The 15,871-nt window shown below is 32.7% G+C and carries 12 protein-coding genes and 1 pseudogene; 3 read left to right on the top strand and 10 right to left on the bottom strand.

What is annotated here, in order from left to right; all coding sequences use genetic code 11:
• The coding region (locus WBN21_RS13510) for a class II aldolase (protein ID WP_424201135.1) at positions 1-1,030 on the bottom strand (1,030 nt) is incomplete at its 3' end.
• 305 nt (positions 1,031-1,335) lie between these two features.
• On the opposite strand from WBN21_RS13510, the gene fbp reads away from it, so the two are divergent.
• From fbp to WBN21_RS13495, 3 genes are all read left to right on the top strand, one after another.
• A complete protein-coding gene (gene fbp, locus WBN21_RS13505) occupies positions 1,336-2,346 on the top strand; it encodes a class 1 fructose-bisphosphatase (RefSeq protein WP_424201133.1) in 1,011 nt (336 codons plus the stop codon).
• Between the two features lie 112 nt (positions 2,347-2,458).
• Positions 2,459-3,505, top strand: coding sequence for a GntR family transcriptional regulator (locus WBN21_RS13500; protein WP_424201131.1), 1,047 nt, complete (start codon positions 2,459-2,461; stop codon positions 3,503-3,505).
• Positions 3,506-3,576: 71 nt separating this feature from the next.
• Complete coding sequence (locus WBN21_RS13495) at positions 3,577-4,626, top strand: GntR family transcriptional regulator (RefSeq protein WP_424201139.1); 1,050 nt, start codon at positions 3,577-3,579, stop codon at positions 4,624-4,626.
• A gap of 11 nt (positions 4,627-4,637) precedes the next feature.
• Here the strand turns inward: WBN21_RS13495 and WBN21_RS13490 are convergent, their stop codons facing one another.
• The 9 genes and pseudogenes from WBN21_RS13490 to WBN21_RS13450 all read right to left on the bottom strand — a co-directional run.
• A complete protein-coding gene (locus tag WBN21_RS13490) occupies positions 4,638-5,777 on the bottom strand; it encodes a lactonase family protein (protein WP_424201129.1) in 1,140 nt (379 codons plus the stop codon).
• Positions 5,778-5,802: 25 nt separating this feature from the next.
• Entirely contained in the window at positions 5,803-6,789 is a 987-nt protein-coding gene (locus WBN21_RS13485; protein WP_424201127.1) for a Kelch repeat-containing protein, read from the bottom strand.
• Positions 6,790-6,791: 2 nt separating this feature from the next.
• The gene (locus tag WBN21_RS13480) at positions 6,792-9,269 is read right to left on the bottom strand and encodes a heparinase II/III domain-containing protein (protein ID WP_424201125.1); all 2,478 of its coding nucleotides are present in this window, start codon (positions 9,267-9,269) and stop codon (positions 6,792-6,794) included.
• Positions 9,266-10,072 (bottom strand): DUF1961 family protein, encoded by an 807-nt coding sequence (locus WBN21_RS13475; RefSeq protein WP_424201137.1) that lies wholly within the window; start codon positions 10,070-10,072, stop codon positions 9,266-9,268. Before WBN21_RS13475 ends, WBN21_RS13480 begins: the two co-directional genes overlap by 4 nt.
• Before the next feature lie 16 nt (positions 10,073-10,088).
• Positions 10,089-11,159 carry an alkaline phosphatase family protein gene (locus WBN21_RS13470; protein ID WP_424201123.1) on the bottom strand — a complete coding sequence of 357 codons (1,071 nt, stop codon included), beginning with the start codon at positions 11,157-11,159 and terminating at the stop codon, positions 10,089-10,091.
• 14 nt (positions 11,160-11,173) lie between these two features.
• A complete protein-coding gene (locus tag WBN21_RS13465; protein ID WP_424201121.1) occupies positions 11,174-12,607 on the bottom strand; it encodes a sulfatase in 1,434 nt (477 codons plus the stop codon).
• A gap of 11 nt (positions 12,608-12,618) precedes the next feature.
• The gene (locus WBN21_RS13460; protein WP_424201119.1) at positions 12,619-14,091 is read right to left on the bottom strand and encodes a sulfatase family protein; all 1,473 of its coding nucleotides are present in this window, start codon (positions 14,089-14,091) and stop codon (positions 12,619-12,621) included.
• A 40-nt stretch (positions 14,092-14,131) separates the two neighbouring features.
• Positions 14,132-15,571, bottom strand: a complete 1,440-nt coding sequence (locus WBN21_RS13455) for a sulfatase (RefSeq protein WP_424201117.1) — start codon at positions 15,569-15,571, stop codon at positions 14,132-14,134.
• A gap of 17 nt (positions 15,572-15,588) precedes the next feature.
• Positions 15,589-15,871: pseudogene (locus tag WBN21_RS13450) on the bottom strand (hypothetical protein); the annotation flags it as partial.

The raw sequence follows: 15,871 nt of genomic DNA, 5'->3' as shown, positions 1-15,871 counted from the left end.
CTTCAAATGCAGGTTTTAACTTTTTTAAGATAGCATTAGAATCTGAAAGGTTTTCATTTTTATCTAAGCCTAAAACTAAAGGTTGAATTTTTGTTCTCAAGAAATGATCAGGACAAGACGTTCCCATAGGCGCTAATCTTTCCAAATCGTTGCTGTTGATGTATTCCATTACCACATCGGTATCAGAAAAATGACCAATCATTCTATTTTCAGACGAACACAATCCTCTTAATAATGGCATTAATTGTGCGGCCTTTTCTAAACGTTCTTCCTTTGGTAAGCTCTCCACTTTTTGCCCACCGAAAACAGAACCTTGTTTTTTAATTTTCTTCTCAATATAGTCTGAAGCCATTTCAATAACCTCTAAACTATTCATATAACATTCATAAGAAGTATCACCCCATGTAAATAAACCGTGGCTTCCTAAAACAATACCTCTTATACCAGGGTTGTCATTCAAACACTTCTCTAATTGCAATCCTAAATCGAATCCTGGACGTTGCCATGGTACCCAGCCCATAGTATCGCCCCAAATTTCTTTAGTTACTTTTTCACTATCCTTTGCAGCTGCTACTGCTATTAATGCATCAGGATGCAAGTGGTCTATATGTGCAAATGGCAACAAACCATGTAGCGGCGTATCAATTGAAGGTGCTTTACTATCTAAATCGTAAATACAATGATTAAAAAGACCTACCATACGATCTTCATCGTGCAAACCTTGATAAACATTTTTAAGATCTCGTAATCTTTTGGTATATAAACCAGCAATTCCAGATCTTGTTAAAGTTCCGATATCACCACCTGAACCTTTAACCCACATAACCTCAACTTCTTCATTTGTTAACGGGTCTGTTTCAATCGTTTTGCAACTTGTATTACCTCCGCCGTAATTCGTAATTCTTAAATCTGCTCCTAAGATGTTAGATCGGTATAAAAATAAATCTACCTGATTGTCCCCTAAACTATCCACTTTCTTATCGTCCCAAAGGTAATTTACGTACTTAAAGTTTTTGGTTATGTTTTCCATATTTTATTTTGAAATATAAATTGATTAATTCAAAAATAAATTAGTTTCTAAACTTTTCTATCCTGTACTATACTGCAAAGCTAAATTTTTGCTTTAAATCTTTTATTTTGCAATTAAATTGGCTGTTTTAAACTTTTTAAAAAATAAGGATTAAATAAAAGAATATATAAAATTTATTTTAAAGTTTTAACATATTGTCTTGTATAATCACAGGACAGTACAGGATTCTATCCCTATCTACTAACTATATTTTTGTGCAACTACTTAAAAATCTGTAATAATAAATTCTAAGCCCAAAATTACCCATGAACAAAAACTATATTACCCTTGGAGAATTTATTATTAGCAATCAACATGATTTTAAATATTCATCAGGTGAGCTTTCCAAATTGATAAACTCTATTCGGTTAGCTGCGAAAATTGTAAATCATGAGGTAAATAAAGCAGGGTTAGTGGATATTGTTGGAGCAGCAGGAGAAACTAATATTCAAGGTGAGGATCAGCAAAAATTAGATATTTATGCAAACGACGTTTTCAAATCTGCTCTAATTAAAAGGGAAATAGTTTGTGGTATTACTAGTGAAGAAGAGGATGACTTTATCACAGTTGAAGGAAAATATAATGCCCATGATAATAAGTATGTTGTTTTAATAGACCCTTTAGACGGCTCTTCAAATATAGATGTGAATGTGTCAGTTGGTACTATTTTCTCCATTTACCGGAGAACTACGCCCCAAGGAATGCCTGTTAAAAAAGAGGACTTTTTACAAAAAGGAAGCGAACAAGTGGCTGCTGGTTATATTGTTTACGGAACATCAACCATGCTCGTTTATACAACAGGCAATGGAGTAAACGGATTTACTCTCAATCCTGCAATAGGAAGTTTTTATCTCTCTCACCCAAACATGAAGTTTCCTGAAAGCGGCTCTATTTTTTCAATAAATCAAGGAAACTACGCCCATTTTCCACAAGGCGTCAAAGACTATATAAAATATTGCCAAGAAGAAAAGGAAGATAGACCCTATGCTTATAGGTACATTGGGTCTATGGTTTCAGATTTCCATAGAAACATGATAAAAGGTGGTATTTATATTTACCCTACAAACTCTAAAGCCGCAAAAGGTAAATTACGCTTATTGTACGAATGTAATCCAATAGCTTTTTTAACTGAACAAGCTGGAGGAAAGGCAAGCGATGGATACACAAGAATACTGGATATCCAACCAACTGAATTACACGAAAGAGCTCCTATTTTCTGTGGAAGCGTGAAAATGGTTGAAAAAGCAGAGTTTTTTATGCAAAAGAAAAGGGATTAAATAAAGCTAATTGACATTAAATTTATTTTTAAAATATTCGTTACCTTCAATCTTAAGTTTTACCCCAATTGACATTTAATAGAGCTTACACCTAATTAAAAAAAGGTAAATCATGGAATTACACAAATATGTTAAAATAGATGAAAATTCCAGGGTACCGAAATACCAACAAATTGTTGATTCTATAATTGAAAACATTTCTGAAGGAAACCTTAAAATTGATCAAAAAATACCATCGATAAATAAATTTAGCGAAGAGTTTTATCTTTCAAGAGATACCGTCGAAAAGGCATACAGTATCCTTAAAGAAAGAAAAATTATTACTGCTATTCGTGGAAAAGGCTATTATGTTGCTAGAACACAACTTATAAAAAAAGTGAATATTTTATTCCTAATTAATAAATTGAGTTGGTACAAAATGGAAGTCTATTATTCCTTCATCAATAGTATTGGTCCAAATTCTTACACCGATCTTCATATTTATCATTGCGATGAATCGTTGTTTTTAAATTTACTGAACAAACATAAAAAGGCCTATGATTATTATATTATTATGCCACATTTTAAAACCGAAGACCTTCAGCATACCAGTACAACTCCTGCCGTTACTGAGGCTTTAAATAAAATTCCAAAAAACAAACTTGTAATTTTGGATAATAAAAAAACTCCTATAGAGGACAATATTATTACTGTTTACCAAGATTATGAATATGACATACATAATGCATTAAAAAAAGGCATAAAAAAGATTTCTAAATACAAAAAAATAATTCTTATATACCCAAGAAAAACTATCTACCCATACCCTAAACGAATTAAACACGGCTTTATGAAGTTTTGTGTTGAGCATCATTTAGATTTTGACATATTAGATAAAGTTTATAATGATATGATTATTTTAAAAGGTGATTTATTTATTACTATTGAAGAAGATGATTTAGTCTATTTGATTGAACAGATTAGAGATAAGGAATTTGTTTTAGGAACTGAAATTGGTATTATTTCCTATAATGACACACCTTTAAAAGCCCTTCTTGGCATTACTGTAATCTCTACAGATTTTAAAATAATGGGAGAAACTACATCACGAATGATTCTCAACAATGAAAAGGGTAAATATAAAGTACCTTTTAATTTTATTGATAGGAATTCAGTATAATTAACATTTTTATATTTCTATTTTTAAATAAATATGTTATATTTTTCCTGAATTAAATTTTGAGCAACAACATGGATTTACTAAAATACATTAAAATTGATGAAAATTCAAGGATTCCAAAGTATCAACAAATTATTGATTCAATAATCTATAATATATCCGTAGGTAATTTAACCATGGATCAAAAAATACCTTCCATTAACATGTTTAGTGAGGAGTTTTATCTATCAAGAGATACCATTGAAAAAGCATATAGCATTTTAAAAGAACGAAATATAATTACTCCTATTCGTGGTAAAGGGTACTATATATCTAGAACTAAATTAATCTCAAAAGTAAATATTCTATTTTTAGTCAATAAATTAAGTAACTATAAAAGTATAATTTATAATCATTTTATAGGTAGTATAGGGCCCAATTCTCATATAGATTTACAAGTTTATCATTGCGACGAGACGTTATTTTTAAACCTTCTTGAAAAGAATAAATCGGCATATGATTATTATGTTATTATGCCTCATTTTCAAACTAAAGATTTAAAGCATATTAGTTACCCTGATAAAGTATTAAGTGTTTTAAAAAAAATTCCGTTAGATAAACTTATTATTTTAGATAATGTTAAACCTAATACCCTTGATGGAGCATTAGGAAAAATTCATCAAGATTTTGAAAACGATATTTATGATGCTTTAAGTCAAGGTTTAAACCGTATAAAAAAGTATGAAAAAATTATTTTGGCTTTTCCAGAAAAATCAATTTATCCATATCCAAAAAGAATTCTACATGGATTCAGGAAGTTTTGTGTTAAACACAATCTAGATTTTGAAATATTGGATAAAATTTATGATGATATGGTTTTAAAAAAAGGAGATTTATTTATTACCATAAGGGAAACAGATTTAGTAAATTTAGTTAAGCAGGTAAGAGAAAACGAATATTTGTTAGGAACTGATATTGGAATTATATCTTATAATGACACACCCCTAAAAGAACTTTTGGGCATTACCGTTATATCTACCGATTTTAAGGTTATGGGCGAAACCGCAGCAAAAACTATTATAGACAAAAAAAAATGTCATTTAAAAGTTCCTTTTAACCTAATTGAAAGAGAATCTTTATGATTAAATTTTTTTTACTTCTTATAAGTTCCTATTTGTATGCTTGATGGATTATCGACGGATATACTATTGGGTAATTTCCTGATTTTTCCAGTTTTCATATCTCTTTTAAAAATCACTAAATTATCTGAAAACTGATTTGCTACTAATAAAAACGCTCCATCTGGTGAAATAGCAAAATTTCGTGGATGTTCTCCATAGGTTTTTTCATGACCAACTAAACTTAACTTTCCTGTGCTTTGGTTTATTGAAAATATCACAATAGAATCTTCTTCAGGCCCCCGGTTTGAAGCATATAAAAAATTACCATCGGGAGATATATGAATATCAGCAGCTCTATAAAAATCTTGTTTTTGTTGGTAGGATAAATAGTCTTCAACAAATTCTAAAGTACCATCTTTATATTTATAAGCTGCAACCTTACCACTTAATTCTGCAATTCCATAACCATATTTTCCATTAGGATGAAAGGTAAAATGCCTAGGACCGCTTCCGGGATTAACCCGTATTTGCCTATACTCTTTTAGAATTGAGTCTCTTTTATTTTCAACTACTTTAAATCCTCGAATTTTATCTGCTCCTAAATCCTGAGCAAACAAAAAGCTATTATCTGGAGAAAAGTTTGATGAATGAATATGGGCACTTTCCTGTCTGTCTTTTACAATACTACTATCCTTAAACCTGATGATTTGAGAATACTTATTTAAACTGCCATTTTTATTAATTTTAAAAATACTCAAACTCGGATCAGAGTAATTTGAATTTATAAGATATTGTCCTGTTTTATCTATTTCTAAATGAGCAGGGTTTCTTCCTCCACAATCTTGAATATTTATCAATTTTAATTTAGGATTGATAGAATCTACTTCAAATGCCGCTACTTTTCCGTGATAATCCATTTGACTTTCTAGAACAGAATACAAATATTTTCCGTTTGGTGACAATTTCAAGAACGACGTATTAATTACGCTGTCCAAAGTAAATTTTAAGACCACTTCCCCAGTTTTATTATTAAAATCATAAACATGAATACCTTCGCCTGACATTTTATCTGTAAAACTCCCAACAAATAACAAGGTTTGATTTTTTTCATTTCTACAACTTAATACACTAAATAATGTAAAAATAAAAACTAACACTCGTAAAAAACTCATATTATGAAATTTCATATTTTCTAAATTATTTAGTAAAGGTTTCTAAAGAAGCTAATTCTGGTTTACCGCCTCTATTCCCACTCCCAGCAACAATATATATCGCATTGTTATAAAATATAGCTTGGGTTCCATGTCTACCAATTTCTAGTTTTTCAGCTGAAACCCAATTTCCTTTTGCCATGTCCATAATGTCAATTTCGTTATGGGCTGTTTTTTGACTCGCACTTTCACCACCAATAATAATTAATTTCCCTTTATTTATAATAGCAGAAGCACCAGCTCTTTGCGTTGGAATATTTGATGTTTCAGGGAGCGTCTCCCAACTATTATTTTCAATATTATAAACATCAACTTCTGGAATAGTAAGGTTAAATGTTTCATATGTTTTAGCTGAAGAATTTCTACCACTTGCACAATAAATTTTATTGTTGTGAATAGCGGCATGAAAATGGTCTCTTGATCTTGGGGCATCAGATAAAATGGTCCATTCACCAGTTTTAAAATTATATCTATCCAACCAAGGCACATGCCCTTCCCAATGCCCATCTGTAATTCCAGAAATTACATATGCAAAATTAGCCGTTACAACAATGCCTGCTGAACCTCTTCTTCGGGCTACAGGAATAGCATCGCCCCAAACCCATTTATCTTCTTTAGGTTTATAAATCAATATTTTATCAAGTGGTTTTTCATGCGGATACTTACCAGTCATGGCACCAATAAGGTATAAATCATCATTATAACTTACAGCTTGAAAATGATGAATTTCAATAGGTGGCTCAGAACCTTTTGTCCATTTTTTTGTTTTAACATTATAAATATCAACTGGTTTAATCCCCCTACCGCCTAATAAATAAAATAAGCCATTCGCCTCTACAAATCCGCATTCGTGTCTTGCTGATGGCGAACTTTCTGAAATTACTGTATTCCATTTATAATCTTCAATTGAAGCACATTGAAAAAATAAGAAAAGTGCGCTTAAAATGTAAATGGTTTGTTTTTTTGTCAACATAATTAATACTCTTTATAAAATGTTTTATCATCATTCGTATTAATAACTTCATTCTTGTAAGTCATATTTTCTCCTTCGCCAATATAAATGCTTTGTAATTTTTTATTGTTAGTTAAAGTTATAATAGCAAAAGTTCCTACAAAATGAACATCTAAAACTTCACTATAAAAAACCTCGCCTTTTGATTGTGTTATTATATATTGAGTTAAACTATCCTTAGGTGTTGTACTCTCAATTTTTAATCCTTTATATAATCCATCTTGCTCAATTTTTGTAACAAATTGTATGGTTGGCGTTTCATTTTCATTAAAAGGTTCATAAACCACAACAAATGGGTTTCTCCATGCTTCCCCTTCATTTCGAATAACCAATGTTGGCGTTGGCAACTCATCATAAGGCTCGGGAGCTTCAAAAGTATGGGGTGCTTTTACTTGCGTGTAAACTCTATTTTCAAATCCTGGTATATGCAGTTGCATATGTATTGAACCTTGTTCTAACTGCTCTACATTAAAAGTCGCTTTCACGTTATTCGCATAAGCTTCAGATGTTTTTACATCTTCAAAAAAGTGCCAACCTGGGTTTCTAAAGGTTCTCTTGTTCCATTTTAAATTGGCATTAGCCATATACCTATTTGGTGTGCTTTTAAAATTTAGGTCTTTATTAGAAAACACCAATGCATCACCGATATTATGGTATAAATAATCATGGAATTCGTTTGGTAATCTAGATTTTGAGCGAAATACATCTACATAATAACCTGTGGTTGGTGAAGTTCTAATTAATGCTAAAGTGCGTTCTTGTGTGGCTTCAGCTTTATCACCGCCATCATCTTCAAAACTGGTTTGACTGAAAGAATGGTAAGGCGAAACACCTTTTGCTCCTACTTGAGGTTCCATAGAAACAACTTCAACTGTTCTAATACCTAAATTACTCCAGCCACCTTCACCTTGTGAACTGCCATTTACTATTACTGTATTATGTGCCGCAAAAATTCTAGAATAATTCTCGTGAATGTCTTTGGCGTATTTTCCTCGTCCATTATCCACCCCCAAAACTTGTCCTTCGCCATACAATTCTATATTCATACCCTCTGCATGACCGTGTACCATATGGGCGCCACCTACAAAACACATTAAACCATCCTTAGGATTATTGGTGCTGCTTAAATTTCGTTGCATCACTATACCTGCATGATAGATTCTATCTGTCCTGCTTAACTCAAATTTTTCTGGTTCTCCAACAATATCATTATCATACCAGAAAATAGATTCCATGTCTTTTCTTTTATATTTACCTTTCTGCATGGCTCGATTAATGAGTGGTCCAAATTTTTCTTTTAAATCGATTAGACCATCAATTTCCGCTAAAGTATAGGCAATTTCATAAGCGTCATATGGTGAAGTGCCATATCGATGTCCGTCTCCCCACCTTACAAGTTCATTATTTGGGTACACAAAATAATCTAACCTTGGTAGAGCATGCAACACATTAGGATATTTCTCTGCTAATTTTAATTCTGGTTTGTACCTGTTTATTACCAGCATCAGTTTTGTTATAAGTGCCGTTGAATGATTTAGATACTGCGATGTTTCGGGCCAAATATCACCTTGTTCTTTATAATTTTCGGCCATCACATTTAAGGCATCTTGATTTTCTGTGCTTTCAGTTAGAAAATATGACAATAATGTTTCTCTCTCCTCTTTATCTTCCATGGCAAGCGCATTATACACCAAACTTGGCGCTTCTAAAACAGGATGATTAGAGGCCGTTTGCCCGTAATTTATAGTAATATCTGCATAGGTTCTAAATACGTTTTGAGCTTCATTTATTGGGAAATCAACTTTCTTGTTTTTAATGATATCAAAAGGCTGACCTACGTTTTTAATGTAAGGCGACACAAAATCATAAATTAAAGGTACTTTATAACCAATAACACGTACTTCGCGAAAACCATCATAAGGAAATAGCCAGCCACCACGACCGTGCCAATCGGATACTTTTGTTTTTTGTACAGATTTTATAAACGAATACAAAATACTACTAGCCATATGAGCATATTTTTCGTCTTCGGTAACGTAATAAATCATACTACAATCTAAAGCAACTTGTAAGTATTTAATTAATAGTTCTGCGGGCATCCATTCTTCATCTGTAGCATTATCTAAATTTTTATGAATTCCATTTTCTACATGATCTGTTTTGAAAAAGGGCGGGAAATTATTTTGTTGTCCTTCCGACCAATTAAATGGCAATTGTTTAATATAATTTTCAGGGTTTTTATAAAATTGCTCAACTTCATCATCTGTTTTGGATAACAGTTTTGAATAAATATCTTTAGCCCAATCTTGCGTTTTAATTTTTTCAAGGATTTGATTCCGCTCGCCAGATTTTACTAAGATGAAAGGTCGCTCTCGCTCTTGACCATATATTTGAATTCCTATACATAGGATAAAAACCCATAAAATGCTTTTTAATTTCATTTGCTATAAACTTTAAAATTCTTGTAAATAGAAGCACGTGTGTACATTTGTCGCAAACCTATTCGTCCTTCTGTAATCGGTTCAATTTTAGAAATATCCCATTGGAAAAGCTCCACACCATCTTTACTTTCCATTTTAAAAAAAAGATGTTCTTTTGTTTTTAAAACTGTAATATGGTACTTCTGCCCTGTTTTGAAAAAGCCTTGTTTATCAAAAGAGGGATCTAGTTGTGTTACCTTAAAAGGTTGGTCATCTGGTTTAGGATATCGTCTTGCACGCACATAATGAAAGGAATTTTCCTGATTTCCAAATGCTGAATAGCTGATGTGCAGCGTATTCATATTTTCAAAATAGGTTCGCATTGCAGGTACTTCGCGTAAAGCCTTCCATTTAGAGATATCCGCTTCATGAACACCTTCTCCATCACCTGTGGCTTGAATATAAAGTATATTTACACACCGCGCTTCTTCATCAGTTTTTATGTAATCATACTCAATTTTAATATCTCCAAAAAAGGATGCTTTGGTCCATAAAACCGCATGATGTGCATCGTTTTTATATTCTGGCCCCGCTTTAAAGTGCATGCCTTCTTGGGTGTTTTCAACAGTAGCAATTAATCCGTCTAAGCTCCAGTTTTCTGTCCAGTCATTTGTGCAATCATCTTGAAAAGCTAAATTCCAAGATTTGGAGTCCCTTAGGTTTGCAAAAACGATAGAGTCGTTTTGTCCTATGCTATTTAATGAGAATAAGAATGATACTATTGCAAGTGTAATTACTTGTTGTTTTCTTAATTTATGTATCACTCTCTTCAAAATCGGTCTATTTATTAATAAAATTCAACATTCCCGTTCTGTAATGTAAATAATCATTTGGCGGGGATTGGTTATTATTTTCCAAGTACTTTTTAATCCATTGCGGATGCTCAATAGTATCTGGATTTCCTTCAAAGATATTTTCTAGAAAAACACCTGTGGTTTTCAAATGACTAAGATTTTCTACGTTTGAAGTATAACCTTTTAGAGCTGGTAAACCCATAAAATGATTGGTCATTAATGCCACATCTGGCGATTCAGCATAAGGAATAGTTGCTCCTTTTTTTATTGCTGGCCCGTAAAAATTCATGTATATCTGCCATGAGGATAATTGCTCTGAAAGGTGATTACTTTTAGTCAAAATACCCATACCATGATCTGCAGATATGATGAAGTATGCGGTTTCCCATAGATCTTCTTGTTTTAAAAAGGTAATTAACCTACCTAATTCAGCGTCAGCATTTAAAATGGCTTTGATGTAGTTAGAATTTGGATTGGATTTACCTTCTGGCCCTTTCCAAGAGCTTCTAATTTCTTGCAAATGCAAACGAACTAATCTAGCGCCATCTTCTTTGATATGTTTGATTGCTAAATCTACTACTTTTTGGTCGGGCATTATCTCAGCATAGTAAACATCTGGTGTTTTAAAAACGTCGTACAAGGTATGACCGCCTACATAAACCGATTTGATACCGTTTCGTCTTGCTGATAGAAAAATATCATCTAACTCCTGTGTTTCAAATACATGAGTTCCTGTATGCATTCCAATATTTGGTGGAGAAGCGCCTCCCCAAGGTTCACTACCATCTGGCAATTTTACTCTTCCAACGGGACTATTAGAATAGGCATCTTCTACAACAACTCCTTGTTCTGAAAAATATTTTAGGTGTTCTGCTCCTGCTGCAATAGCCGTTTCTGCAGCGTCTTTCATCAATCCATCTATTATGAATTGCACAACTATGGGTTGCTTATCTTGCGATTTTTCAGAAACTCCATTTCCTTCTTGTTTAGAATTTTTTAATGAATTACAATTGGTTATTAATACGCTTAATACAATTAAAGTGAATATATTTCTCATTGGTGTCATCAATTTCAGTTTTTAGAAATAAAATCTTTTCCCCACCTTTCTCTTAGTTCTAAAGCAAGCTTTTTTACTAATTCTGAATGCTTTGGTTTTTCGGCTAAATTGTTTAGTTCTAATGGGTCGGTTTTATGATCAAACAACATGCGTGCGTAAGAAACTCCTTTATCGTCTGTCCATTCGGTGTAAAACAAATCGCCTTTTATTAAAGTTACCGCGTCTTTAAATTTACTAACTGCCCAATCCTTTTTCGAGGTTTCTCCATTTAGTATTGGTACAAAACTTTTACCTTCAACTGTATTTGGAGCTTCTAAACCAACTAATTCTGCTAAACTTGGATAAATATCTATAAATTCGATAATGGCGTCTGTTTTTTCTCCTTTGGTTTTCCCTGGCACTTTTATAATTAATGGTGTTCTTAGCGCAGTTTCAAAAGTTACATGCTTACACCATAATTTGTGGTCACCCAGATTCCAACCATGGTCACCCCATAAAATAACAATGGTATCGTCTTCTAACTCTAATCGTTTTAATTCATCTAAAACCAAACCAATTTGTGCATCTACATAACTTACACAGGCATAATAACCATGAATCAATTCTTTTGCTAAACTTTCTGGTAAATCTCCTTTTTTAGGAATGTTTCCATAATTACGCAGCTCACCATAATTATGAAAGGCTTGTTTGGGTGTAGATTTTGGTTGCATATAGCTTTCAGGTAATTCAATTATACCTCTATCATACAAATCCCAATATTTCTTGGGAGCATTAAATGGCAAATGCGGTTTCATAAAACCTAGAGCCAGAAAAAAGGGCTCATTTTTCTCTTTCAACTTCTTTAAATCTGCTATGCCTTTTTGAGCAATTTTTCCATCAAAATATGCTGTATCATTAACCTCAGCCATTTCAAAAGCGCTAGCACCACCCATTGCCAAATTCGCTTCACCATTCTCTAATATGTTTTTTTCTAGTTGATAATTTCGAATATTACCTTCTGGGAACCACCTGTTATCCCAAGCTAGACTATCATCTTCGTTATTATGATATATCTTTCCGTTTGAAATTGTTGTGTAACCATTCTGTTTTAAAAGTTTGGGAAGTGAGATAGCAAATTGCACATCTTCATCTGCTCTGGTAATATAATTTATAAAACGTTTTCTTGTTGGCCGAATTCCTGTTAACAAACTCGCTCTTGAGGCACCACAAACAGGAATATTACAATACGCCCTGTTAAACACCAAACTCTCGTTTGCGAATTGGTCTAAATTTGGAGATTTTATATGAGCCGCTCCATAAAAATTGAGTTCTGTACGCAAGTCATCAACAGCAATAAACAAAATGTTCATTGGCTTTTGTTGTGGTGTTACTATGCTCTTTTCTTTTTCCTTTTTACATGACAATAAAAGGATGGATAAACTTAATACGTAAATAAAATATCTAATCATTTTAAAAAATTTTACCAGTATTCTATAACAATAAAGTCGCCTTTTTTAAGTGTGCTTTTTATGGAATCTGGAATTTGTCGGCTTCGTGTATCTTGGTCTAATTTAAATCCTTTTTTTCCCTTGGGAGTTATTATAGGCATGTTTCCAAAAGTTTCATCTAAAAAGTCTTCCTGAGATTTCATCCAAATAAACATATCTTTTATTAATCGTTCTTTAGTAGATTTTAACTCAGGGCTTTGAGCTAAATTAACTTGTTCAAAAGGATCATTTTGCACATCATATAATTCTTCAAATGGCTCTTCTTTAAAAGTAATGGCACCTCTTTTAATAAAATAATCTACATTTGGTTTTCCAGTTAAATTTTTTTCTACTACTTCCAGCGAATTAAAATTTCTTATGTATTTATAACGCTTATCACGGATCATTCTTGATGGAAATATTTCAGATTTTAATATGTTTTGATTGGTTCTTATACCATATACATAATCATTGATTTTAACGTCTTCACCTTTTAGAAGTGGTAAAAAACTTTTACCATCCATATCTGGAGTCGCTTTTCCTCCTGCAATTTCTATAAATGTTGGCAGCACATCTGTGTAATGAATTAATTGATCAGATGTGGATCCTGATTTAATGACATTAGGCCAACGTGCAATAAATGGCACTCTTAAACTCACATCTTTTACACCAAATTTACCAGAAAGCCCATGATCTGCACTATAGACAAAAAGGGTGTTTTTTGCATCTAAATGTTTATCTACAAGCTGTAATACGGTATCTAACTGCTTATTATCTTCTTCTATACTTCTGTAGTGCCCAGCTCTACTTTTAATAAAATCTTGGTTATTTTTTTTATCTTCATTAAAAGGATAAATTTTTATATCATCTGCCTTTGGATTATCTACAGTAAAGTATTGTGAATGGGCATAATAAGAAGCAATGAGCATAAAAAATGGCTTTTTGGCTGTTTTAAAATAGCTTTCAATACTATCTAAAGGAATGTATGGCCTTGGTCCGGTTTCCTTTTCGACGCCATGCCATTCTCTATCCCAATCATAAACAGATTCAGGTGCCACATGACTTTTCCCTGCGAGAATAACCTCGTAGCCCAAATCACGCAAATGTTTTGTTATACTTTTTATACTAGGTCTACTCCTTGTATGGTTTGCAAAACAGCCATTTTTAATAGGATATTTTCCAGTTAAAAGTTGAGACCTACTTGGTGCGCATATCGCTTGTCCTGTAAATGCATTTTTAAATAACAAGCCTTCTTTTGCTAAAGCATCTACAGCAGGTGTTTTCACTTTTTCATTTCCGTAGCACCCCACATCATAAATATCCTGATCGTCTGATAAATAAAAAATCAAATTTGGGCGTTCTGCTTTTTCTGTACCCATAAGTTCAACAGAAGCCATATTAGTACCCTTTTTATTCCCACAACTTATTAATACAAAAGTTGTAAAACTAAAAATTAGGTGCTTCAAATTCACTCTGTACATTTTACTTTTTTATTATTAATTCTGATTATTTTAAGAAATCTATACCCCACTTTTCTCTTAATTCAATGGCTAACTGCTCCACTATTTCTTTATATTCAGGTTTTTCCGTTAAATTATCTAGCTCTAGCGGATCGGTTTTATGATCAAACAACATGCGTGCGTAGGCAACTCCTTTATCATCCGTCCATTCCGTGTAAAACAAATCGCCTTTTATTAAAGTTACCGCGTCTTTAAATTTACTGACTGCCCAATCCTTTTTCGAGGTTTCTCCATTTATTATTGGTACAAAACTTTTACCTTCAACAGTATTTGGAGCTTCTAAACCAACTAATTCTGTTAAACTTGGATAAATATCTATATATTCAATAATGGCGTCTGTTTTTTCTCCTTTGGTTTTCCCCGGCACTTTTATAATTAATGGTGTTCTTAGTGCAGTTTCAAAAGTTACATGCTTACACCATAATTTATGGTCGCCCAGATTCCAACCATGGTCTCCCCATAAAATAACAATGGTATCGTCTTCTAATTCTAGTCGTTTTAATTCATCTAAAACAAAACCAATTTGAGCGTCAATATAACTTACACAGGCATAATAACCATGAATGAGTTCTTTAGCTAATTCATCAGGTAAATCACCTTTTTTAGGAATATTTTCATATTGGCGTAGTTCTCCAAAATTATGAAAGGCTTGTTTTGGCGTGGTTTCAGGTTGTATATAACTTTCAGGAAATTTTATAGCATCTCTATCGTACATATCCCAATACTTTTTTGGTGCTGTAAAAGGAAGGTGAGGTTTTGCTAAACCCATGGTAAGAAAGAAAGGTTGATTTGATTCCTTCAATTTATTTAAGTCTTTTATTACTTTTAAAGCCAATTTACCATCTCTGTAAACAGAATCGTGTACTTTTGCAATTTCAAAAGGCAGGCCTCTTTTTGTGTTTTCTCTTATTTCTTGGCTTTCTGGTAAGGCATAACTCCAAAGTTTATCAGGTTGCCACATTTCATCCCAAGCGGAAGCATCATCTTTATTATAATGATAAATTTTACCGTTAGAAATGGTTGTGTACCCATTTTGTTTTAATAACATTGGTAACGATATTGCTTTAGGATAATCTTCGTTTTTTTTAGTATGTGCATCTATAAATCGTTTTCTTGTGGGGCGTGCACCTGTCATCAAACTGGCTCTGGAAGCGCCACAAACAGGCACGTTACAATAGGCCCGATTAAAAACTAAACTCTCCCCCGCTAATTGATCTAAATTTGGAGATTTAATGTGATTAGCGCCATAGAAGTTTAGCTCTGGACGTAAATCATCAACAGCTATGAATAGGATGTTTGGTTTCTTATTAATATGTTTAGTTGCTTCTGTTTTAGGTTTTGAAGCACAAGAAAGACATACTAAAACATTCAACAGCGTCAAACTAAATCTAGCATTAAATATGAGCATTAATAGTGTTTTATTCATAAGTGAAAAATTAATAATTATCTATCTGCACCAATTACTTTTACATCTTTCTTTTCTTCTCCATTTACACGCGCTTTTTGCTCCACAAAATAAGGTTGAAAGGTATAAGATGATTTTTCGTCCCAAATTACATTTACTTCAGGCAACAAGCCTTTCATCTTTTCAATTTGTTCCTTGTATTTTGAATTATTAGCCGCATTTGTCCACTCATTAGGATCTGAACTATGGTTGTAAAATTCTTCTCCACCGTCTTCATATCTAATATATCTATAGCCATCAACTTTAACGGTATGGTTGTTC

Origin of the sequence: Algibacter sp. (genome assembly GCF_049667265.1) — a bacterium.
Classification (GTDB): Bacteria; Bacteroidota; Bacteroidia; order Flavobacteriales; family Flavobacteriaceae; genus Algibacter_B.
Note: the sequence above shows the minus strand (reverse complement) of the source record. Positions and strands in the feature narration are given on the sequence as shown.

Bases quoted from the DNA above. Each gene is read 5' to 3' on its own strand.
- WBN21_RS13500 (WP_424201131.1), top strand. From the start codon at position 2,459: ATGGAATTACACAAATATGTTAAAATAGATGAAAATTCCAGGGTACCG.
- WBN21_RS13465 (WP_424201121.1), bottom strand. From the start codon at position 12,607: ATGATTAGATATTTTATTTACGTATTAAGTTTATCCATCCTTTTATTG.
- WBN21_RS13455 (WP_424201117.1), bottom strand. From the start codon at position 15,571: ATGAATAAAACACTATTAATGCTCATATTTAATGCTAGATTTAGTTTG.
- WBN21_RS13485 (WP_424201127.1), bottom strand. From the start codon at position 6,789: ATGTTGACAAAAAAACAAACCATTTACATTTTAAGCGCACTTTTCTTA.
- fbp (WP_424201133.1), top strand. From the start codon at position 1,336: ATGAACAAAAACTATATTACCCTTGGAGAATTTATTATTAGCAATCAA.
- WBN21_RS13470 (WP_424201123.1), bottom strand. From the start codon at position 11,159: ATGAGAAATATATTCACTTTAATTGTATTAAGCGTATTAATAACCAAT.
- WBN21_RS13480 (WP_424201125.1), bottom strand. From the start codon at position 9,269: ATGAAATTAAAAAGCATTTTATGGGTTTTTATCCTATGTATAGGAATT.
- WBN21_RS13490 (WP_424201129.1), bottom strand. From the start codon at position 5,777: ATGAGTTTTTTACGAGTGTTAGTTTTTATTTTTACATTATTTAGTGTA.
- WBN21_RS13495 (WP_424201139.1), top strand. From the start codon at position 3,577: ATGGATTTACTAAAATACATTAAAATTGATGAAAATTCAAGGATTCCA.